The sequence below is a fragment of the Spirochaeta thermophila DSM 6192 genome, assembly GCF_000147075.1.
Taxonomy (GTDB): domain Bacteria; phylum Spirochaetota; class Spirochaetia; order Winmispirales; family Winmispiraceae; genus Winmispira; species Winmispira thermophila_A.
Genome location: NC_014484.1, coordinates 1033001 through 1055404, shown reverse-complemented (window position 1 = coordinate 1055404; position 22404 = coordinate 1033001). Strand labels below are relative to the sequence as shown.

Genomic DNA, 22404 nt, shown 5'->3' with positions numbered 1-22404 from the left:
CTTCAGCTCGCATGAGGATGTGAGGAGGGAACACTCATCCGTACTTCTTGGCATAGATCTCGATAGTATCACCGAGCCCCAGGAGACCCAGGAGCCGGCCCGTGATCCTCCATCTCAGCGTCCCCGGGGGAAAGAGGCGTCCCAGGACCGGGATACGTTCCGGGTGGAGGCCTGTCTGTCTCACGGCCACCACCTTCATCCCCCACCGTCCGAGGAGACGGCGCACCACCCCCACCGAAAGGAGGAGGTGATGATCACGGGGGCTCTCCCGATAGAAGCGATCCCTCCTGAGGAGCCAGGAGAGGCCGCGCGCGTTCGGGGTGCCGAAGGCGAACATCCCTCCCTTTTTGAGGAGGCGGGCTACCTTGTCGAGGACCTCCGAAAGCCTGCGGAAGTGTTCTATCACGAACCACATGGTGAGGGCATCCCACTCCCCCTCCTCCTCCCACTCCTCGAATCGTCCCACCCACGCCCACACCCCCAGCTCCTGCCGCACATACGCCACCGCATCCTCCCCCACATCCAGCCCCGCCGGCACATACCCACCCTCCCTCGCCGCCACCAGGAACGGCCCATACGCACACCCCACATCCAGCACCCTCCCCCCCTCCGGCACCCATCGCCGCAACACCTGCACCCGCTCCCTCCCCCGCTCAACTATGGACGCAAAGTCCTCCAGGTAGGTCCTCCCGTACTGCGCGCGGTACTCCTCGAAGAAGTAGTCCGGCCCATACTCCCGCTCCGCCGGCCCCAACCCCAGCACATACTCCAGCCCACACCCCGCGCACCGCACCACCGTCCTCTCCTCCCCCCGCCACACCGCCCGCCTCCCCCGCTCCCCACACCCCGGACACCCCACCCCACCCCACCCCTCCACCACCCCCCTCACCACCTCCACCGCACTCCTCCCCCCGACCCCCTCCCCCCACACCCCCTCCTCCCCACCCCTCAACACACGCCCAAGCAGCCTCACCCACCCCCGCCCCGGCCGCCCCCCCGCAAACCCCGCCCGCCTCCCCAGTCCCGCGTGGTAGGCCGTAGGGTTGAGGAGCAGGACCCCCACCCCCGCCTTCCGCGCCTCGTACGCCGTGAGCCCGAACGAGGTGATCACCAGATCGTAGTCCCCAAGGCGCTCGTGGAGCGGCCCTGAAGGCCGCACCACCCGCCACCCCGTGCGCACCTCCCTCCCGAACCTCGGCCCCACCACCACCTCCACCTCACACCCCCCCCACACCCCCCCATCCAGACCGCACACCCACTCGGTGAGCCCCCACGGATCCTCCCCCCCGAAGCTCACCAGAACCCGCCGGATCTCGCGCCCCCTCCCCTCCCGCCGCGGCACCTCCCACCACACCGGCGCCACCCGCACGTTCACCCGCTCCCGGTGCGCCTGCGGCAACCCAGCGAGCACCACATCCGCCTCCCGGGCGAGCACGGGATCCGGATCGAGCGCCACCACCACCCCCTCCTCCTTGAGCGCCCTCACCCACCCACGCTCCGAGCGCCGCACATCCACCACCCACACCACCTCCCCCCCCTCACCCTCCCACCTCCCCCCATCCCACACCCGCACCCCTGCCTCAACCCCCTCTTTCCGAAGCCCCTCCGCGAGCCGCTCCATCCTGACCCTGTGCCCCGTCCCCACCCCCTTCCCCTCCTGGGCCACACACACCACCCTCACCCCCATCACCACACCCCCCCCACCACCGCATCCCGCGCCTTCCCACCCCACCCCGCCACCAGGTCCTCGATCTCCACATCCGGATCCTCGCTCATGATCCGACACACGAAGAGGAAGTCATCGAGGGTGTCCACCGTGACCCTGAGGTGCGGCGCAGCCCACGAGGGAGGCGGATCGACCAGGTTGACCACCAGTCCCCCCTCCCCCCGGCGCACGTATGGCGTCACGTGCTCCCTGTCGTAAGGGTCGACCGTCTCCTCCGCGGCCCGGAAGAGAGCCGACGCATCCACCACCTCCACCCCCGTACCCAGCGGGATGTCCCTGAACCCCGTATAATCGGCCCCCCCTCGGGAGTGGAACTCAAGCGCCGCCGAGGCCGCCACTGCAGAGACGAGCGGATTGTCGCCCGTGGCACGGACCACCGTACGCACCCCATAGGCCTTGGCCGCCATGACGTACCGCATGAGCACATCATCCCTCGGCCCTGCAAAGACCTCGAACCCACGGGCCTGGGCATAGGGAGCGAGAAAAGGAAGGCTCGCATCATCCGTGAGCAGCACGTACACATCGGCCGGCACCCGCCTCAGCCGCACCATGGCGTGCTCGATGAGGGTCCTCCCCCCCAGCGCGAGGAGGGCCTTGGCCGGAAGCCGCGAAGAGTCGATCCTGGCCTGGAGGAAGATGCCCGTCATACCTCCTCCACCTCCCAGGAGGCCACCAGGGTGACGGCGTCCTGTCGGAAGAGGCCCTCCGTCTCCTCCAGCCACCTTCGCACATCCCGGAACTCCCTCACCGCCCGCTGCCACCCCACCCCTGCCCGGATCCCTGCGTGGAGCGCCCTCCACAGGGAGAGGTGCATCTTCCCCTCCTTCCTCCTCGGTGCGAGCACCTTGAGGAAAAACCTGAAGGACGAACTGTCGGGCGTGAGATCCTCCGGTGCGGGCTGGGAAAAGAGCTCCACCTCGACGTGTGGGTAGTAGAGGAGCCTGTAGCCGAAGAGGAAACACCTGAAGGCGAACTCGAGCCGCTGCCAGTAGGGATGTGGGATCTCGGGGTCGAACCCGCCCACGGCTTCCACCAGGTCACGACGATAGAGCCCCGTGTAGCCGGGGATGAGGATGGTGGGAGTCCCCCCTGCAGGCCTGCCTAAGGGGAGCACCTTGAGGAGCCGCCGGGAGAAGGCAGGGGCGTAGACCGAGGGGAGGGGCTCTCCTGCGAACCGTAAGGCCGGGACCGAGACCACCACATCCTCCTCAGGCACGGGAAGGCGCCTGGGGAGCCTGAGATCGTGCACCGGCCCGTCGAGTACGAGCACATAGTCGGTGGCGGCCTCTGAGAGGGCCACCTCCACCATCTGCCCCCGGGGGACCTGCTCCTTGAAGTAGAGCACACGGAGTTCTGGGTACGTGCTCACCAGGGCATCCACATCGTAGTGCACGGGCCGCTCCTCGAGGAAGAGGATGCGGGCCGGCTGCACCCGTCGGGCGGTGCGGGCGAGGTCCTCCCGCGAGGCGAGGAGCCCGCGCACCATGAGGGCCACGGTGAGGCCCGAGTGGTTCGGGACGGTGCCTGATCCTTCTCCTACCACGGTGTACGGTACGGTCATGCGCATCCCTCTAGAAGTTGAAGTTGAAGTACTCGGTGCACCTCGCGCAGAGCTCGGGATACTCCTCCCGCGCGTGACGTTCGTACCACGGCCTCCCCCGCTCCCATAGCTCCTCGAGCTCGTCCTCCCAGACGTTGCCGAGGGGGTGCGCCGCATCGAGGTCTTCGCGGCAGAGGGGTACGGTGCCGTCGAAGAGGATCACCATGTCGCGGGCGAGGTGCCAGCAGGGGATGCGGGTGAGGGGCGAGATGTCCACCACCATGCGGTCGGGGAGCCTGCCGCAGAAGGAGTCGTACTGCTGGAAGATCACCTTGTACCCGCGCTCGGTGAGGCGCTGATAGAAGGTGCGCAGGTGGGCGTCGTTCTCCTTCATGCGCACGGCCTGGACATGGGTGTGGTCCGGGACGATGCGGTGGAGGGTTTCGACGGTGCGAAGGGCCTCCTCGAGGCCGTCGCCGCGGAGGCTCCGGTAGAGGGCGGGATCCACGGCGTCGAGGGAGACGATCCACATGAGCCTGCCGGTGGTATCGAGGGAGGCGGTGCGTTCGAGTGCCGCAGGGTCCCAGCCTATCCCGGAGGTCTCGACCAGGAGGGAGAGCCGCGGGTGGGCGAGGACGGAGGCGGCGAGTTCGGCGACGGCGGGGTGGAGGCCGGGCTCGCCCCAGAGGGAGAGGCCGATCACCGCATCGTCGGAGAACGCGGCGATGCGGTCCACCAGGCCGGCGAAGCGTGCCGGTTCCATGAAGGCGCGCACCGCACGTACGTCTTCCTCGAGGGGATAGGGGCAGTAGGCGCAGGCCTGGGGACACCCACGGACCACCTGGATCTGATAGTAGGCCGGGAGGGTGCGGAGGAGCTCCTTGTGGGAGAGGAGGTAGGCGGTGATCTCGTCGGCGTCCTTGTCCCAGAGGGGAAGGGCTGCAAGCCGGTCGCAGAGGAGGTGGTTACGGCGGGTGTCGGCGAAGAGGGGGATGCGGAGGAGCCGGGCGTCATGCGACGAGAGGACGGTCTCTATGTCGAAGGCGTTGATGTCCTTCTGGAGGATGGGAAAGAGGGCCTTGCGGGTGAGGGGTTCGTCGCCTGCGAGCCGGGTGAGGGCCGAGAGGGCACGGCGTGAGATCACCTCAGGCGCGAGCCCGTCGGGGTAGCCTTCGGCAAAGGTGTAGTCGGCTAGGTAGCGTTCGTGCTGGTCGAGGAGGCGGGTGGCGAGGCCGTGGTGGGTGAAGGGGGCGTCGGCGTGGAGGATGAGGAAGGCCTCGGCGTCGGTGCGCGCGGCGAGGGTGGCGAGGGCCTCGGCGAGGCCGCGCTGGGTGGGGGGGACGGTGAGGGGGGTGGGGGCGCCGTCGGGGAGGGGTGGGTGGGTGGGTGGGAGGAGGAGGTGGTGGCGGGGGGAGAGCCGGCGGGCGAGGTCGAGGGCGCGGGCGAAGGCGGAAGGGCCCGAGGCGAGGGGCGTAAGGGCATATTCGGTGAAGTGCAGGCCGGTGAGCACCACGTCGTACTTCATTGTTCACATTATCGTCACCAACCCTCAGGGGGTAAAGAGGGCTCCTTGCCCCGTGGGGGGAAGATGGGGTAGTCTTGCTTCCAGTACCTATGAGCATACCGCAGAAGGTCTTCTCCGTCTCAGAACTCACCTCGCTCATCAAGGGCTACCTCGAGGATGCCTTTCCCTACGTGGCGGTCCAGGGGGAGATCTCCAACTGCCGGCCTTCGTCCACCGGGCACCTCTACTTCAGCCTCAAGGATGAGCGGGCCGTACTCAACGTGGTGATGTTCCAGAGCAGGTACCGTCGCCTCTCGTTCCAGCCCAAAGACGGGATGATGGTCCTCGCGAAGGGCGCCTTGAGCGTGTACGAGGCGCGAGGCGCCTACCAGCTCGTCTGCGAGGAGCTGGAACAGGTGGGGATGGGGGCCATCCTGGAGATGCTCGAGAAGCGAAAACAGAGGCTCGCGGCCGAGGGGCTCTTCGACAAGGAGCGCAAGAGGCCCATCCCCCTCTTCCCTTCCCGCATCGCGGTGGTCACCTCTCCCACGGGCGCCGCCATACGGGACATCATCAACGTCCTCACGAGGCGCAACGCAGGGGTGGATATCGTGGTGGTACCCGCCCCTGTGCAGGGTGAAAACGCCGCCCCCATCATCGCCGAACAGATCCGCAGGGCCGATCTCTGGAGGCTCGGCGACGTCATCATCGTGGCCCGCGGAGGCGGCTCCATCGAGGACCTTCTTCCCTTCTCGGAGGAGGTGGTGGTGAGGGCCATCGCCGCGTGCGAGACCCCCGTCATCTCAGCCGTGGGACACGAGATCGACTACAGCCTGAGCGACCTCGCGGCCGACCTACGCGCACCCACCCCTTCGGCTGCGGCGGAGATGGTGAGCGCCCACCGGGAGGAGCTCCTCCAACGCGTGCAGCACGCCCACCTCACGGTGGTTCGGGAGACACGCGGTCTCTGCGAGCGCCTCAGATTCCGCCTCGGCAAGGTGAGCGAGGAACAACTCGCCCGTCTCTTCACCCTCTACCGGGCACCCTATCTCCAAAGATGGGACGAGGCACACCAGTCCATCGTTCGTACGATGCGGAAATATCTCATCACACTGCGACACCGTATCGAGATGGCACGAGAGATCACCCAGGCGCATTCCCCTCGCGCCGTCCTCTCCCGGGGGTATGCCATCGTACGGGACGCTGCAACGAGGGAGATCCTACGGGACACGCGTACCGCCTTCGAGGGACAGCGGCTCTCCATCACCCTCGCCCGGGGGGAACTCGAAGCACGGACCACCCAGGTGGCCCCGCCGGAAGACGAGTCAGCAACAACGGAGGTGCACGATGCCGAAGAAGGACTTTGAGACCAGGCTCTCGCGCCTTGAAGAGATAGCCCAGCGTCTCAAGGAGGGGGATCTCCCCCTCGAGGAGGCAACCGCCTACTTCGAGGAGGGGATCACGCTCGCCCGCCAGCTCGAGAAGGAACTCGCCGCGGTGGAGCGGAAGATCGAGATCCTCCTCAACAATCCGGAGGATCCCGAGAGCGCTCCCGAACGGAAGAAGCCCGAACTGGGTCTTTTCGACTTCGAAGGCTGACGGCTACTGCCTGAGCCGCTCAGGCAGATGGACCACGTCCCCTACCCTGATACCGTGCATATCGAAGAATCCCTCTTCCACCTCGAGGGCGTACCGCACAGGGACTGAGGCCTGAACGGGCACTGTCGAAAACGGTACAAGGTGGTGTATCTCCCGGATCACCCCCGCCTCGTCGATGAATGCCACCGAGAGCGGGAGCGGGGTATCCTTCATCCAGAAGGCCGCCCGGTACGCCCTGGGGAACACGAAGAGCATGCCGTCATAGGGCGCGAGGGTCGTGCGGCCCATGAGCCCGCGCTCCCGTTCCGCCGGGGTGTCGGCAACCTCCACCTTGAGCGATACCCCGTCGATCCTGATGTGTGCCACCTCTCCTCCCACGCATCCGAACAGGACGGAGAGCGTGAAGACCAGGCCAGCCGCCTTAGAACAGATCCATGAACGCTTCACGGGCCATGTCCTCCGTGCTCTGAAGTACAGCCTTGCCTTGGGTGAGCTCCTCGTGGGAGGCCCGGTCGAGGTACTTCACGGTGAGCGGTCGCTCGAGGATGAGGATGGTCTTCTCGTCCGACCAGCGTGCGAGCGAGGGGCTGAACTCCTCCGGGTCGCCGTATTTCTCCACGAACTTCCGGTACATCCCGAAGTAGTCGAGCTGCGTGGTATCGAGCTGAAGCACGATGAGCGAGAGCCGCTCGTTGTAGAACTGGAACTGGGCGTTCGTGATATACTTCCAGGCCCTGGTCTGGATGATGATGTCGTCCCGGCCGGGGCTGAAACTCACATCGAGCTCCTCTCTGTAGAAAAAGAAGGTGTCACGTTTGAGCTTCTCCTTCACCACCTCCACGGCCTCACCCAGCTGGATGCCACGGAACCCCCGCTGAATGGGCTGGGGAGGCGGCGCCTCCTCCGGAACGATCCAGAGGAGGGACACACACATCACAAGGAGGCCGTAGACCCTCATGGCACCTCCTAGAGAGAGAGATAGAAGTAGACGAGCACCAGGAAGGTGGCACCCAGGAGGAGCATGATGATCCAGAAAAGCGAAGCGGGAAGGGATTCCTTCTTCTCGAACATCACGAAGGAGCTGGCTCCATCCGACGGTTCCTCCCGTCTCTCCTCCGGATAGTGCACCTCACCCAGGTAGCCGCAGCTCGGGCACCCCTTCAGGAACTCCTTCACCCCCCCGGTATATCCGCACTCGGGGCACCTCACATCGGTGAAGATCCTTCCGCAGTGGGGGCAAATCCTGTCCCGCGGGCTCACCTGCTGGTGACAATACTCACAGTAGAACGTGCTCCTCTTCACGGCGAAAGCTCCACCACGTCTTCGGCCTCAAGCACGGCGATGAGGAACTCCTCGTAGGTGGTACCTTCGTGATAGTAGGTGGTGATCTCCCATCTCCGGGGCGTCTCCTCGTCCACCGGCCAACGCGCCTCGATCACCTCAGGCCCTGCACACCAGACCCCTGCAGGCTCAGCTCTTCCCTCCCAGGAAGCGAGGTAGCCGTAGGATCCTCCGGAGAGGGGAATCTCGAGCACCCGGATCGGGACCTCGTCCCGACCGTAGGCATAGAGGAAGAGGGAGAGCCCGGCTTCGGCGGGGAGACCTGAGACCGCGAGGTACCAGTGGGTGTGATTCCGTGCCAGCCAGATCCGCTCAGGGAGGAGGTCGCGAGTCCTCCACAACCGTGCGTCCTCAAGGGCGATCTCCTCCTCCCCCTCACGCGTGCCCCGGAAGGCGCGCAGGGGGAGGCCGTCGTCGGGAGCCCCCCACGAGGGCGGGTATCTCTTCCAGTCCCGGACCGTGCCGTCGAGGAGCACCGGCGAGAACGGCACCGGCACACTCCAGAGGGGAAGCACGACGGGGGCACCGGCCTCACCGAGGATCACCTCCTCGTCGAGGGGATACCACCCGGGCGTGGACGGAAGGAGAGCGCGGAACAACCTCGCCTGGAAGGTCTCACGATCGATGAGGTACCCTGTGACCAGGGCGGGCGCCTGTCTCATCTCGACCCACTCCCCTGGAGCGAGGAGCTCGATCTCTTCCCCCCTCTCCTCGAGGAAGGAGAGGAGATCGGGGATCGAGGCGGCCGAAAGGCGGGCGATCTCCTCCTCGTTGTGCACGAGAAGGAAGCCTGCCGGCTGGGTGGAGGCGTTGTAGAGCACCACCTCATCCCCGAACTGGCTCGAGTTGAGGGCGGCGAGCACGGTGGTGAAGAGGAAGAGGAGCACGTAGTGGCGTATCTTCATCCTTCTTCCTATCGGCATGGAAGGCTCTGTTTTTCAGCGGAAACAGGAGACAGCCTCACACCCATGCCTACCCCTTCCTCTGGAGGGCCAACACGGTGAGGTCGTCGTACTGCTCGTCTTCCTTCAGGTTGCGATAGATAAGATACTCAGGCCGTTCGGGGTCGGGCTCGGGATCCCTGAAGTAGAGACCATACTGGAGAAACGTACGCCTGAGGTACTCATCGACGGCCCGGTCCACCACTACCACATCCGAAGGACCGGTGGCGGGATCCCGGTAGAGGCGGAAGACCTTTTCCACGGCGAGCAGGCCCAGCACCATGTCCCTCGCTGTGCTGGAAAGGGAAGAAAAATCGAAGACGAGCTCGACGGGATCCGGATCGAGCACCCGGATGAGTCGGTAGGTCCCCTTCCGTGCAATCGTCTCCACCACGGCTCGGATCCGTTCGAGGCCGAACTCTTCGGTCTCCTCTCCGGGACGCAGGTAGGAGGGCACCTTTCCTGAGGCAATCTCCTCCTCGGTCACGGTGTGGGGGGTGTAGTCGGGATTCTTGATCACCCGCTGGGCCTCCTCGAGTCCGTCGGTGAAGAGGATGAGGATATCGCCGGGCGAGAGCTGGAGTGAGATCTGCTTGAACCCGCCCTGCATCTCCACGAGGGAACTGTCGAAGACCCCGGCCGCCGGCGCGGTGGGGAGCCGTACCTCCTTGAGATGCCTCTCGGCGGCACTGAAGTAGTGAAGAAGGGTATCCCCCGCGTTCGAGACGAAACACCTCCCCGTCCGCTCGTTGTAGAGTCCCACGGTCATGGCTGCGAACCGGCCCTTGAACTCTCTCCCTGCGATGAGATCGTTGATCTCCGAGAGGAGCCTGTCCAGGTGCACCCCATCTCTCCGCACGTCCAGGTTCTGACAGTAGTTGAGGAAGATGGTGGCAACCTCAACCATGATCAGGGCTGCAGGTACCCCTTTCCCTGCCACGTCACACTTGATGAACGCGTAGTGCTCACGGTCCACCTTCTGATAGTAGAAATAGTCCCCCGAGACGCCCTTTGCCCCCTCATAGTACCCAAAGAGGGAGACGCGCTCGTCTTCCTCCTCGGCGGTGGTGAGTTTGCGCCCGGCCTCGTCCTTTCTCAAGGGGATGAACATCTTCTGGACTTCCTTACCCACGATGAGCTCCTTGTTGGCTGCCGCGGCCTTCACAAGCCCCTGGGTCATTTCGTTGATGGTCTCGGCGAGAAGGGCCAGCTCGTCACGCGACTTCACCTCTATCACGTGGTCGGCGAGCTTCTCCTTGTCCTCGGTGTCCCGTATCACCTCCACCCCCGCGACGAGCTTCTTGATGGGATTGACGGTGATGGCCGAGAGCAGGAGGGCCCCTCCTATGCCCAGGAGGAGCGCCGCCACGGTGATGAGGGCCGTGATCCTGATGAGAGCGGCCCGGGAAGAGGCCACCTCCTGGATGATCCTCTCGGTGGAGATCGTGAGCCGGACCATCCCACGGACATAGGCGTCCTCCCCCCGCACCCTGTAGAGCACGGGCTTGAAGAAGGTGTACGTGGTGGTACCATAGTCCAGGTCTTCGGGGTCGAAGGTGGGGACGCTCCCGACCACATTGCCCACCTGCTGGAGCACCGCACGCATGCGGGCGTCGAGGGTGCGGATGGTCTCCTGGAGGTCCTGGAGCCTCATCCGGGAGGCCTCGTCGGTGCGCGTGGCAAGGGCGAGGGCCTCACGACCGAGGCTGTCGATCTGTCGGGGGAGATCACCCAAGGCCTCGCGCGCCCGCTCGTTCAGGGTGCGGACGAGCTCGATCCTCAAGGGCGTGACATCGTCGGTGAGCACCGACTCCCCGGGTACGAGCTCGGGGGTGTCGATCCTGGAGGCGATCTGGGAATCGTTGGAGGCCCACACGATCTCAGGGGCGTCGGGTTCGAGACCCGCGAAACCCGTGATGGTGGCTGAGAGGGCCTCTTCCATGGCCGAGATCTGGGCAGGCAGCTGGAGCAATTCGAGGGTGCTCTGCGAGGGCAGGTAGGTACGGGCTCCGCTGGCGAGGCTCTCCAGGAGTACTTCCGTGCGCTCCTTCAGGGCGCGGGCGAGACTGCGCTCCTGCGTGGAGATCATGTAGGCCCCGAGCGGGATGGCCACCAGGAGCACCACCGTGATCACGAGCACGGTGAAAAGGAGGGTGAACTTCACCCTGAGACTCATTCCTCTTCGTCGCATACGCACCACCTCCTGTTTCGTCAGACCCGGCAGCCGCATCCCCTTCACGAGAGCACGCGCCTGGGCGGTGAGGAGGGACTGTTCCCTCATCACCCCTGCGAGCTGGAAACCCGCCACCCCACTCACCACGAGGAGGGTCAGCATGACGAGGACTACCGCGACGGTGCCCGAGGAGATACTGTACCGAGGAACCGGGAGGAGGGTCACCGGGAGGGAGTAGTCACCGAAGTACCCGATCTTCACCGTGCCGCCCGGTTCCAGAGCGATGAGGGGCCGCCCGGTGATCGAACGGCCACGGGTGGGGTGGATGACCCCCACGTAGTAGCGCCCTTCATCGGGATTATCGATCACAGGGCCGGCGATCACCCTGTCCGATCTCACCGTGAACTCACCCCTCTCCAGCGAGAAGACGTAATGGTAGGGCTCCTTCCCATCCTCGTCGAGAAAGATCGTGTGCACCTCCCCGCCTTCCGCGAATCCCCGGCCGTGGATGGTGAGGGCCACACGCCCGAGGTCGTCCTTGCGCGCATCCACGTAGGTGATGTAGGTGACCGGCACGTACTTGTTGAGCCGGAAGAACACCACCTGCGGAGGACCCGCGTTTCCCACGGTATCGACGGCCCTCACACTCAAGGCCCACAACCCGTTGTCGAGGTTGCGGAAAGAGAGGATCGGATCCTCGGTCATCACATAGGCGGGAGGGGGCGAAGGGCTCCACCCTTCCGGAAGCTCGGGCTCCATCCAGCGGACAGGTTCCTCATCTCCCGGCTGCCCCTCCTCTCGAAAGGATACCAGCTCGTCAGATCGATTCGGACGTACGTACTCGAGCCGGTAGGAATAACCTGCCACGGGCTCGTCGGGTGGGGGAGTCCAGCTCACGCTGAAGGTGTTGGAGGGGAGGAATCCCTCCTCGTCGTAGGGGAGGGGCTCGAAGACCACCTTGCCCGGGGGCGAAGTATCGAGAATGTAGGAGAACGTGGCAGGCTCCGACCAGTTACCGGCGTAGTCCTGGGCGATGATCCTGAAGTACCACGGCCCGTCTTCGACTGCCTCCACCGTCACCTCCGTGGTGTCCTCGAGGACCATGAGCCTGTGCGGCACCGGTGCCGAGGGATCCTGCGACCATACGTAGCTGAAACCGGCTATCCCGGAGGAATCGGAAGGAACGCTCCAGCGGATACGCACGCTCCTCGTGCGCGATCGGGCACCGTCGCGTACCCCTTCGGCTGCTATCCTGGGCGGGGAGACGCTCCTGTCGGGCTCGAGGAAGACGATGCGCGATCTCGGCCCCTGACGCTGTTCCCAGAAGATGAAGAGATCGTCGTCGATTAGGAGGGGAAACGGGAAGAGGGCCCGCACCCCTGTGGGAGAGAGATCCCTCGATCTCCAATCCAGTCCCACCCTGTAGGCAAGCCGCACGTGCTCCTCCCCCTTACCCGTGTCCAACCACAGGACGTAAGGCCTCCCCCTATAGGGGAAGATGCGAGGGGCATAGTGGGCATAGTCCCCCGAGGAGATCCGTTCCATGGGACCGGCGGGAGCCCCCTCGGAAGTGAGCTCAAGGAGGTAGATCTGCGTGGGGTTGCGAGCGTAGGTGCGCTCCCAGATCAGGTAGAGTCTGTCGTCCACCACGGCGAGGAAAGGCCTCTGGTTGTCGAAGTCCTGGAAGGCCGCGTCGGGCACCTGTGGATCTTCACCGTGGGTGAGGGGCACGGCAGGAGACCACGTCCTCCCTCCGTCGGTGCTCACCTTGCAGTAGAGCTGATAGGTCCCCCGCTCCGAGAGGCCGAACGACTGGTAGACCACGTACTCTCTCCCACGCCAAGAGGCATGCGCGGGGAGGAAGTTGAGTTCCAACTCCCGCCTCTCCTCCAGCTTGGCGAAGGAAGACCATGTCCGTCCGTCGCTCGAACGGGCATAGAACAGGCTGAGAGAGTCCTCGATGGACTGGTTGACGAAGAGGAGATACCCTCCGTCCTGGGTCTCGAAGAGGCGCGGTCCCACCGAGACATCGAAACCGGCCCCCATGTCGAAGGAGGAAAACGAGGAACCCCCGTCCTCGGAGATGAAGAGGCGTGTGGTCCGCTCGTCGTACGTGAGGGCCACGAACACCCTTCCCCGTCGATCCACGAGGAGGGAATAGATGGCGGTCTCATCCCCCACGAAGGGGACTTCCGTCACGAGGGAAGGCTCGCTCCACTGCCCCCCTGCGCGGAACGCACTCACGAACACCCCTATCACACGGGAGGACCCTCTCCGGTAGAACTCCTCCCATCCGATCACCGCGAGGCCCCCACCCGTATCCCCCTGGATGAATCGCGCACCCTCCCTCCCCATCACATGGGGGGCCTCCCAGTAGAGTTCCTGAGCCCCCATACCCCAGGGAACGAAGAGGCTCACCGCCACCACGCAGAGGGGGAGGAGACGTCTCATAGCCTTGATTCTATCCTCCGTTTGAGCTCCAAAAGGGGAGGATACCGTTTCGCCCTCTCATCGGCAAGAAGCTCCTGGACGATGGCCAGGGCCTCGTAGTATCTCCCCTCCACGTATTTCTGTTCGGCCTCCTTGTAGCGCCTGAGCGCATAACTGGGGAGGGTGACCGTGGTCTGAGCCCCCATGGCAAGCTGGATCCGGTCCTTGAGCACGATGGCATCCTGATTGTCCGGATCGAGGGTGATCGCCTGATTGAGCTGCTCAAGGGCCACAGGAAAGTTCGCCCGATCGTTCCGGTTGAAGATCTCGAGAGCTTGCGCATAGAGCTCTTTCGATCGAGCGATATTCCTGGGATCAGGAGGAGGCACCCGTATTCCCAGGGTGATCTCGGCCCGGTAGATCGCATCCTTGAGCCCCGGAAAGTCGGGACGTATGGCGGCCAGATCCTGGAGCTCCACGTAGGCCTCCTGCGGCGCCGTGTTCAGCTTGGCGATCGCCTCATCGATACGCCTCCTGAAAAGCGCATCGAAGTTGTCGGGATTTCGCAACTGTTCGATGCTCAGGAGGAGGATGCTCGCATCCCTGTTGAGGGGGAAGGCCATCCTCACCCTGAGCAGCTTCTCCACCGCCTGATCGAGCAGCCTCATCGCCTCGCTCTCCCTCCCCTCAGCCATGAACCCCGAAGCAGCCTGGTAGTCTTGGCGCGCGAGGTTGAGAAGCTGGGTGATCTCGCTGTAGAGAGGATCGGTCTCAGAGATGATCCTGCCCCGCTGGACAGCGAGGGCGGCCCGGACGAACTTGAGCCAGTAGACCACCTCCTCATTGTCCTCGGTATGGGTCACCCGCCACCTGGCCTGGGCTCGGAGCAGGAGTCGTTCCGCCTCCTCGAAGTTGCCCAGGAGGTACTGCTCCCTCCCCTGGGTGATGAGGGATCGCACCTCACGGATGATCCGCTGGTTCTCTTCGCTCACGATACGCTCCGACAGGGCGATGAGCCTCGCATCCACCTCCCTCCTCAGGTCCGGATCTTCCTGGTGCGAGAAGGAAGTGGCGAAGAGTTCCCCCGCCTCGGAGAGCAGGGTCCGAGCTTCGTCGTAGGCCTCGCGCTCGATCGAGCGCTCCGCGTCCTGGAGCCTCTTCAGCCCCTCGTTGCGGTATCGTTCCGCGAGGAGAGACTGCTCACGGGCCTGTTCCTTGAGCCCCTGGAGCGTCTCGAGGAGAGCACGCGCTTCCTCTGCGCTCGAGTCGAAACCCGCAACGAGCCTCTCCACCCCCTCATCGGTACGAAGGTACTCCTCCAGAGCGGCGTACACCCGGCTGCGGGATGCATGGAACGACAGGTATCCCTGCAGCGCCTGCTCTGCCTCCTCCGCCAGGACAAGGGCCTCCCGAGGATACTTCGCGAGCACGGTCTGGAGCGTACCCCCCACCTCCACCTCCTCCTCCCTCCCCTCGAGCAACTCCCGCACACCCTGCACCATCGCCGCCCCCTCCCTCACCCCCTCCTCCATCCTCCCCACATCCCTCGCCAGGGCCTCCACCACCACCCGCACCGCCCGCCTCTCCTCCTCCGCCGCCACCCCTTCGAGGTGCCGCACCGCACCCCTCACCACCCGTGCCGCATCCCTCCCTCCGAACGCCCCGAACCGCCCCTCGAAGACCCTCACCACCTCCTCGAGCTCCCCCATCACCCCCCGCACCCCGGCCACCCGCTCCCGCACCGCCGCGAGCCGCACATCCACATCCCCCTCAGGCTCCCCCACCCCCGCACCTCCCCCAACCGCTCCATCGCCCTCGCCACCGCCCCGTACGCCCTCCCCAGCAACACGACCCTCCCCCCACGCCCCACGACCTCCCGCTCCCACTCCCCCATCCCCCCCCTCTCCCATACCCCCGAGGCCCCCCAGCACTCCTGCACCCGCACCATCACCCCTGCGAGCCTCACCACATCCGCCCACACCGCCCCCCCTCCGAACCCCTCCTCCACCACACCCTCAAGCCTCCGCTCGAGCCCCGCCGTTACCCCTCCGAGCCCCTCGAGCAGGGCCCGCTCCAGGGCCCCCAGCACCCCCTCCCGTTCCCGCACCTGCATCCGTCCGAGGACGAGCCGCTGCATGAACCCCAGGAAGAAATCCTCCCGCTCCAGCCCTGCACTCTCCATCACCCGGAGGTTCTCCCACGCCACCACCCGCCCCAATCGGAAGACCTCCCTCCTCGCAGCAGCCAGCCGGAACGCAGCCTCTCTGAAAGCCTCATACCCCTCCACCACCTCATCCACCCCACCCCCTTCGACCACAGCCGCATACCCCTTCCAGGCATCATCAAAATCGGCCAGCACCTCGGAGAGCCCGCCTACGATCCCGTCCAACCGTGAGACCACCCTGCCCACCTCGTCGAGTATCACATTCCCATACTGCGAGGAGAAGAACTCCTCCCGGTAGAGCCCGAACCCCTCCCGATAGAGCCGGACCGCCTCGGCGTATCTCCCTGCATTGAGGAGCCGGGCCCCCTCCTCCATGATCTCCCTGAACCGATCCTGATTGTACACGAACCGGGCCGTCTCCTTGGCCCTCGCGAGCGACTCCCTCACCGCCGGATCCGGTTCCTCGTCCATTCCCTCCAGCTCTTCGATGATCCTGAGGGCCCGCTCCACATCCCTCTGGACATAGAGCACCTCGATGAGCTCGGCATACAGGGCGTTGAAATCCCCCCGCACCATCCGCACCCGTGCGAGAAGGGCCTCAGCCTCCTCCATCCGATCGGGATCCTCCCGCATCACCTGCGTGATGATCTCTATCGCCCTGTTGTACCGCTTCTCCTCTATCAGACGCCGGGCCGTTTCGAGCGCATCCTCCCCCTGCCCACCTGCATACACCACCCCCCCCACCAGGAAGACGAGGAGACACCACAGGAGCAGCCTCACACCCATGTACCTCACGCGGCCTGCCTCACCATGCCAAAGTATACCACCCCTTCCACATCCTCACCGCACTGGAAGAACCTCCCCCGATGAAGTATATTGAATATGGAATGAAACACCCACTCCTGTATACTCTCATCCTTCTCCTTATCGGCACAACGCCCCCAGCCCTTTTCCCGGAAGAATTCTCCACCACCTACGGCAACATCGCCGAAACCCTCTCCGCCCTCTCCGATCCGAACACCGGGCTCACCATATTCCCCTTGCTCAGCATCCCCATAGGCGGAGAGTACCAAGCCATGGGCACCGCCTACACCGCCCTCACCCGTCACGCGAGCTTCATCGACGCCAACCCCGCCGCCTCCGCCGCGCTCCCTCTCACCGAGCTCGCGCTCTACCACAACGACTGGATCGCCGACACGAACATAGAAGGCGTCGTCTACACCATCCGCTTCGACGACCTCGGCATCGGCGCTGCAGGCAAGTTCCTCTACGTCCCCTTCACCCAGTACGACGCCTGGGGCAACCGCCTCGCCACAGGATACTACAGCGAGACCGTGATCGGCTTCAACGTGGCCTACAACTTCTTCTCTTCCTATGACTTCTTCGGCATCGCAGCAGGCATCACCCCCAAGATCGCCATCAGATCCATCCCATCCGTGTTCTACGCCGACCAGTCGGCCTTCGCCTTCATGGCGGACATAGGGATCCTCACCAAGGTCAACTTCCTCAAGTTCTATTCCTCCCGAAACAAGAACCTCTCGTTCGGACTCGTGATCAAGAACCTCGGCATCGAGATACTCGCACCCACGAGGGAACCCCTCCCCACCGCCCTCACCACCGGACTGGGCTACTCACCCATCCGCCCCCTCACCATCGCCTTCGACTTCACCCTCCCCTTCAACCTCATCCCCGACGTACCCGCCGAGGCCCCCTCCTACGCCACCGGGGTGGCCCTCACCCTCACCGACTTCCTCACCATGCAGACAGGCCTCCTTCTCAAAGGAGGCAATCCACGCATCTCCATGGGCACCCTCTTCACCATGAAGGACCTCTCCATCCAGACCACCTATGTGCTGGACATGACCACCCAGTTCGTCCCCCTCGACAGGCTCAGCGTGAACCTCACCCTCAACCTCGGCGACAACGGGAGGGCCGCACTCCAGGCCGAAGTCGACCGGTACTATCTCCAAGCCCTCGAAGCCTACGCCCGGGGCGACCTCGAGACCACCATAGCCCTCTGTGAAAAGGCCCTCGCCCTCGACCCCGACTTCACCCCGGCACGAAAGACCCTCCTCCTCGCCGAAGAGAGCCGCGAGCTCCAGAAACGGATGCTCGAACTTCAGCAGATAGAAGGTTAACGCCCGTTCACCCCTCCCCTCACTCCGCCCGGCTCCTCGATCGCCACGTGGAGGAGGAAGAGAGGACCGTCCTTGCTCTGGAAGGCCTTCCTCGCCCTGCGCGACGGGGCCCCTCCCCCCGCCAGATACGAGCGGAGACTCCTGCGCACCAGCTTCCACGAGAACGAGGAGAACTTCCCGCGGAGGAACGCGTTCAGATCCGAGAGGAGCCTCTCCTCCGTCTCCGACCGGTCCCTGAGGAGGAGACCCGCCTCCTCCAGGGCAGCAGGCCCCTCCTCCTCGAGCCGCCAGAGCGCCGACTCCACCCTCCTGAGGAACGGATGCTCCTGGAACCGGATCCCGTCCACCTTTTTCCTGAGCCGCGCCTTCCGTTCGAGCACCTCGAACGACCGCAGCTCCCTCCTCAACAGAAGCACGAACGTCGCCACCGAGAGGCCGAACGCAACCACCGCCTCGTCCACCACCGGGAGCGGATCCCTGATGGCAAAGGCAAGGACGAAGTAGCTCACCAGGAACACCAGAGCCGAGAGGAGAAACCGCACCACGAAACGGTTCTCCTGCACCCACTCCCTCACCCCATCCTCGATGAGCCCATAGAGATGGTTTCTGAAAGCCGTGAGCGCCGAGACATCGGGCTCATTCCCGAGGAACCCCACCACCTCGACAGTCTCGAGGAGGAAGACATCCTCAGGCCGGTTGAACGGATGGAGGAACCGGCTCGAGCCATCCTTCATGAGGAGGTGGAAGATGGGGGATGCGTTACGCCTTCTGGAAGTCATACTCCCTCTCCTTGATCTTCCGTGCGAGATCGTGATAGCGGAAGAGCTCTGCATACCTGCGGGCAGTCATCCCGAGCGAATCCCTCAGCGTGACATCCGCGCCCCGGTCCACCAGCAACTCGGCGATATCGAGGGCCCCCTGACCGATGGCGAGTATGAGCGCCGTCTGCCCGTTCTTGCTCTGCACGTCGAGATCCGGGTCCTCCTGCAGGAGACGTACCACAATCTCCCTGTTGCCGTCCGCGGCCGCATCCATGATCGCGGTGTTCCCCCTGTCCCCGGAGACCGCATTCACATCGGCCCCGTGAGCGAGGAGCAGGTTCACCACCTCGAGCGACCGCACCCTCACCGCATGACAGAGGGCCGGGACCCCCTTCCTGTCACACGTATCGGGAGAGAACCCCAGAAGGAAGAACTTCTCCAGTGCATCGACCTTCTCCTTCTTCACGCACTCAATGAATCCTTCCGCGGAGAGAGGGATGTCCTGCTCCTTGAGGAAAAGCCTCGCCTTCTCCTGTTCCTGTTCGGCCAACCACTCCTCTTTCCCACGAAGGAACGCCGACCGCACCCCCTCCAACGAGGTGATCCCCTCTATGCTCCGGAGAAAGGGGGGGACGTGCACCCTCCCCTCGAGTACGAGATAGTAGACGTACCGGGTCTTGGCCACGCAGAAACCGGCGAGGAAGAACAACCAGGAGAGATCGCCGCTCCGCTCGTCTATGGAGGGGGGGACGACCAGGAGGATGTGCGTACTCGCATTGAGCACACCGAGGAGTCTGTCCGCCGCATCATCCTTCCACCAAGGATGGATCCTGTAAGCCGCTCCCGAGATGCCCAGCTCCTTCATCACCCTGAGCACCTTCGTGGCAATCTCCTCGTCCCCCGGGTGAAAGAACACCGCCACTCTCATACCTGACATTCCTGCTCTCACATTCCACATTACTGTAAAACGACCCGCTGTGCAAGTCTTGAAGAACCCTCACCTTTTCCCTAGTCTTTCCCCATGGAGTCGTTCATCACGATCTTCCTCTACTCCTTTCTCATCGCCCTCCCCCTCCTCCTCATCCCCCTCCTCATGCGGTTCCTGGTGAGCACCGTGGTCCTCCTGCGGGCGAGGAGGAAGTTCTTCCCCCTCGCGGAGTCCCAACTGGAGACGGGATGGAACGAGGAAGACCGGATCCTCCTTCAGAAGATGGAACAGTACATACGAGAGAGGATAAAGACCTACTCCCTCCTCCAGTTCAACCTCCTGCAGGACATCAAGGAACTTCTCCTCACCATCGAAACGCACTACCACCCCGATATCGAACAGGCACGAACTCCCCGGACCCTCCGCTACTCCTTCTCCATAAGGAGACTCCTCGAGTGCACCTACCTCGCACTCGACGACCTCATCCTCAGGAGCAGGAAGACCCTGTGGTTCTCCACCATCAAGAGGATCAGGCTCATCTGGTTCTACCGCACCCGTCACCTGCAGGCCTTCTACTCCGCCCTCATGAAGTGGAAACCGATCAGGATACTCTGGAGGAGCCGCATCCTCGGAAAGATCATCGCGCTCACCTTTCTCCTCCTCGCCTTTCCGGTGATAGGACTGCCGGCGATCCTCCTCTACAGCGTACGCTCGACCATCTCGAGTCTCCTCATCGAGGGGATGTACCGGCTCTTCTACGCCTCCCTCCTCTACCAGATCTCCTACTACGGCCTCTTCCTCTACGGTCGGAAGAACCCCCTCATATCCGATCGCATAGAGAAGCTCTCTCCTCAGACCCTACGGGAACAGGCGAGGCGTATAGAGGAACGACTCGCCACCTTCTGGAAATCGGAGACCACCCCCATCTTCCCGGAGGCACTCGAGGCCTACCAGCGCACGCTCAAGGAGATAGGACTCCCTGAAGACCCCGTATTCACCCACAGGGAAGCTCCTTCGTTCTTACAACACCTCTCCACCACCCTGCAGTCCCTCCTGCACTCCGCAGGCAAGGCCTATCAAGAGATGATCATCCCCCCGCAGGAGAGCCGCTCCTATCTCGACGAACTCCTCCTCATCTACTCCCGGACGGGATCCCTCTACGCCCCCGGTGGAGTGGAACCCCTCTTCCACATCAGGACCGGCCACCTGCTCACAGGAGCACACGCCCTCTCCGTGCTCCTCCTGAGTCTCCTCTACGGCATCCCCGGCGGGAAACTCCTCTCGGGAAGCATCACGGTGGAATTCATCGTGGGTGTCCAGGAGACCATACAGCGTCCCCCGGTGAAGACCGCCATGGACGTGGTCACCGGCAACCTCAGACAGTTCGGTCTCCTCCGGAAGGTGGGTATACTGCGACAAGGCATACACGGGCTTCGGAGACTCGGCCACGTGGTGACGGAGTTCGTCCTTCCCCCCGCCTTCAGGTTCATCCAGGATGCCTTCCGCCGGGAGATATACTACAGAACAGGCAGACTCCTTCTCTATACATGGGAGGAGAGCACCCTCAAGCACCCGCCGCTCGCCCTCTTCGACCTCTTGCCCCGGTGAGCCCTACCCTCTATAGTAGAACCATGATCGGTTTTCTCATCAAAAAGGCGTTCTTCGACACGTGGGATCATCTCATCACCGTGGTGGTCCTCAACCTGGGTTTCCTGCTCTCCTTCGCCATCCCGACCGTGGTTCCCGACTGGGTGAGCCCGCTCGGCCTCCCGGTGATGACCGCCGTGGTAGTGGTGGGGCTCGTCATCACCTTCCTCTATCTGGGCGTGCTCGCCATGGCCGCGAAGGAGATCGCCTTTTACCGCACCCCCTCGTTCGGCGACCTCGTCTCCTACCTCGCACACACCTGGAAGGGGTCCCTCGTCTTCGGCGGCCTCACCGCCCTCGCAGTACTCATCCCCTTCTTCTTCTTTCCCTTCTACGCATCATGGGGAGGCGCCATAGGATTCATCGGCATGGTGATCCTCCTGTGGGCCCTCATCGGGTGGTCCCTCATGAGCGTGTGGTTCTATCCCCTCCTCTGTCAGATAGAACCGAAGGTGAGGAAAGTCCTCAAGAAGTCCTTTCTCCTCGCCTTGGACAATCCGGGCCTGAGCATCCTTTTGATCCTCTCGACCCCGGTGATCCTCTTCATCTCCATCTTCACCGCCCTCCTCGTCCCGGGACCGGCCGGCCTCATGGTATGGCTCCAGGACGCGCTCAAGCTCCGTATGTACAAGTACGAGTACCTCGAAGCGCACCCCGATGCCGACCGGAAGAAGATCCCCTGGGAGACCCTCCTCATCGAGGAGCGGGAACGGGTCGGCAAGCGAACCCTCAAAGGTATGTTCTTCCCGTGGAAGGAGTAGTGCCCTGGAGACCGAGCACTACTCCCCGGGGACGAGATCTCGTCGCCTGAGCCACGTGGCAAGATAGAGGAAAGGCGTGTCGAGGGCAGCCACGATCCACTTGAACAGATAGGTGGTGACGGCTATCTCCACCACCACCCCGAACGGGTACACCCCTGTAAAGGCGAGGAACGAGAAAATCGCGCTGTCGAGGAGCTGGCTCACCATGGTGCTCGCGTTGTTCCTGAACCAGAGCCAGGAGGGGAACCGCTCCTTCCAGAAGTGGAAGGCCCACACGTCGTGGAACTGGGAAACGAGGTAGGCCACCAGGCTCGCGAGGACGATCCTCGGCATGAGGGAGAAGATCGCCTCCAAGTGTTCCTGCGAGAAATCGTCCGGACCGGGCACGAACCAGAGGGCGAACTGGGTGAGCACGATCATCGCGAGCAGGCTCACGAAGCCCATCACCACCGCCTTTCTCGCCTCCCGTGTGCCGTAGATCTCGGAGAGGATGTCGGTGACGAGGAAGGTGGAGGCATACACGATGTTGCCGAGCGTGGCGGTAAGCCCGAAGAGCGTGATCGTCTTCACCACCTGGATGTTCGCGATGATCACGCTCACCGGAATCCATAGGAAGAGTCCGACCTTCCCCATCGTCCGGTAGAGCAGGATCACACTCACAAAGGTAGCAGTGAGCATGAGAAACCAGAGGAGTTCGTTTGTCATGGAGGACTCCTTGTTTTGGTGAGGCGGGTTGCTGCGACCGCCGTAT

19 protein-coding genes are annotated in these 22404 nt (G+C 63.9%); 5 read left to right on the top strand and 14 right to left on the bottom strand.

The genetic code is table 11. The annotated features are described in order from the left end of the window. Positions 1–34: 34 nt before the first annotated feature. The 4 genes from STHERM_RS12650 to STHERM_RS04735 are packed head-to-tail and all read right to left on the bottom strand — an operon-like array spanning position 35 to position 4791. Complete coding sequence (locus STHERM_RS12650; protein WP_041623264.1) at positions 35–1732, bottom strand: class I SAM-dependent methyltransferase; 1698 nt, start codon at positions 1730–1732, stop codon at positions 35–37. After that, complete coding sequence (locus STHERM_RS04745; protein ID WP_013313749.1) at positions 1687–2373, bottom strand: cytidylyltransferase domain-containing protein; 687 nt, start codon at positions 2371–2373, stop codon at positions 1687–1689. Before STHERM_RS04745 ends, STHERM_RS12650 begins: the two co-directional genes overlap by 46 nt. Next, the gene (locus STHERM_RS04740) at positions 2370–3287 is read right to left on the bottom strand and encodes a hypothetical protein (protein WP_013313748.1); all 918 of its coding nucleotides are present in this window, start codon (positions 3285–3287) and stop codon (positions 2370–2372) included. The genes STHERM_RS04745 and STHERM_RS04740 overlap by 4 nt, the downstream gene beginning before the upstream one ends. Before the next feature lie 10 nt (positions 3288–3297). After that, positions 3298–4791, bottom strand: a complete 1494-nt coding sequence (locus STHERM_RS04735; protein WP_013313747.1) for a spiro-SPASM protein — start codon at positions 4789–4791, stop codon at positions 3298–3300. 89 nt (positions 4792–4880) lie between these two features. Here STHERM_RS04735 and xseA point away from each other — a divergent pair, with 89 nt between their 5' ends. Continuing rightward, a complete protein-coding gene (gene xseA / locus STHERM_RS04730) occupies positions 4881–6137 on the top strand; it encodes an exodeoxyribonuclease VII large subunit (RefSeq protein WP_013313746.1) in 1257 nt (418 codons plus the stop codon). Continuing rightward, positions 6118–6369 (top strand): exodeoxyribonuclease VII small subunit, encoded by a 252-nt coding sequence (gene xseB, locus STHERM_RS04725; RefSeq protein WP_013313745.1) that lies wholly within the window; start codon positions 6118–6120, stop codon positions 6367–6369. Before xseA ends, xseB begins: the two co-directional genes overlap by 20 nt. A gap of 3 nt (positions 6370–6372) precedes the next feature. Here the strand turns inward: xseB and STHERM_RS04720 are convergent, their stop codons facing one another. The 7 genes from STHERM_RS04720 to STHERM_RS11710 all read right to left on the bottom strand — a co-directional run bounded on the left by STHERM_RS04720 (position 6373) and on the right by STHERM_RS11710 (position 16213). After that, on the bottom strand, positions 6373–6816 hold the full coding sequence (locus STHERM_RS04720; protein ID WP_013313744.1) for a DUF192 domain-containing protein: 444 nt from the start codon (positions 6814–6816) through the stop codon (positions 6373–6375). Then, positions 6791–7327 (bottom strand): hypothetical protein, encoded by a 537-nt coding sequence (locus tag STHERM_RS04715; protein WP_013313743.1) that lies wholly within the window; start codon positions 7325–7327, stop codon positions 6791–6793. Before STHERM_RS04715 ends, STHERM_RS04720 begins: the two co-directional genes overlap by 26 nt. An 8-nt stretch (positions 7328–7335) precedes the next feature. Further along, a complete protein-coding gene (locus STHERM_RS04710) occupies positions 7336–7671 on the bottom strand; it encodes a double zinc ribbon domain-containing protein (RefSeq protein WP_041623263.1) in 336 nt (111 codons plus the stop codon). Continuing rightward, positions 7668–8615: a hypothetical protein gene (locus STHERM_RS04705; RefSeq protein ID WP_013313741.1), complete on the bottom strand. Its 948-nt coding sequence runs from the start codon at positions 8613–8615 to the stop codon at positions 7668–7670. The genes STHERM_RS04710 and STHERM_RS04705 overlap by 4 nt, the downstream gene beginning before the upstream one ends. 67 nt (positions 8616–8682) lie before the next feature. Further along, positions 8683–13275 carry a SpoIIE family protein phosphatase gene (locus tag STHERM_RS04700; RefSeq protein ID WP_013313740.1) on the bottom strand — a complete coding sequence of 1531 codons (4593 nt, stop codon included), beginning with the start codon at positions 13273–13275 and terminating at the stop codon, positions 8683–8685. Continuing rightward, on the bottom strand, positions 13272–15038 hold the full coding sequence (locus STHERM_RS12535; protein WP_148223868.1) for a hypothetical protein: 1767 nt from the start codon (positions 15036–15038) through the stop codon (positions 13272–13274). Before STHERM_RS12535 ends, STHERM_RS04700 begins: the two co-directional genes overlap by 4 nt. Further along, positions 14963–16213, bottom strand: a complete 1251-nt coding sequence (locus STHERM_RS11710) for a tetratricopeptide repeat protein (RefSeq protein ID WP_041623261.1) — start codon at positions 16211–16213, stop codon at positions 14963–14965. Before STHERM_RS11710 ends, STHERM_RS12535 begins: the two co-directional genes overlap by 76 nt. A gap of 92 nt (positions 16214–16305) precedes the next feature. On the opposite strand from STHERM_RS11710, the gene STHERM_RS04685 reads away from it, so the two are divergent. Then, complete coding sequence (locus tag STHERM_RS04685; RefSeq protein WP_237223361.1) at positions 16306–17556, top strand: UPF0164 family protein; 1251 nt, start codon at positions 16306–16308, stop codon at positions 17554–17556. Here the strand turns inward: STHERM_RS04685 and STHERM_RS04680 are convergent. Together STHERM_RS04680 and STHERM_RS04675 are read right to left on the bottom strand one after the other, a co-directional pair. Next, entirely contained in the window at positions 17553–18335 is a 783-nt protein-coding gene (locus tag STHERM_RS04680) for a hypothetical protein (RefSeq protein WP_013313736.1), read from the bottom strand. The two genes, STHERM_RS04685 and STHERM_RS04680, sit on opposite strands and share 4 nt — an antisense overlap. Beyond that, positions 18316–19245 carry an ankyrin repeat domain-containing protein gene (locus STHERM_RS04675; protein WP_148223867.1) on the bottom strand — a complete coding sequence of 310 codons (930 nt, stop codon included), beginning with the start codon at positions 19243–19245 and terminating at the stop codon, positions 18316–18318. The genes STHERM_RS04680 and STHERM_RS04675 overlap by 20 nt, the downstream gene beginning before the upstream one ends. 93 nt (positions 19246–19338) lie before the next feature. On the opposite strand from STHERM_RS04675, the gene STHERM_RS04670 reads away from it, so the two are divergent. Together STHERM_RS04670 and STHERM_RS04665 are read left to right on the top strand one after the other, a co-directional pair. Further along, positions 19339–20853: a hypothetical protein gene (locus STHERM_RS04670; protein ID WP_013313734.1), complete on the top strand. Its 1515-nt coding sequence runs from the start codon at positions 19339–19341 to the stop codon at positions 20851–20853. A 23-nt stretch (positions 20854–20876) separates the two neighbouring features. After that, on the top strand, positions 20877–21653 hold the full coding sequence (locus tag STHERM_RS04665; RefSeq protein WP_041623259.1) for a hypothetical protein: 777 nt from the start codon (positions 20877–20879) through the stop codon (positions 21651–21653). A gap of 18 nt (positions 21654–21671) precedes the next feature. On the opposite strand, the gene STHERM_RS04660 is transcribed toward STHERM_RS04665, so the two are convergent. Further along, on the bottom strand, positions 21672–22358 hold the full coding sequence (locus STHERM_RS04660) for a queuosine precursor transporter (protein WP_013313732.1): 687 nt from the start codon (positions 22356–22358) through the stop codon (positions 21672–21674). Positions 22359–22404: the final 46 nt, after the last annotated feature.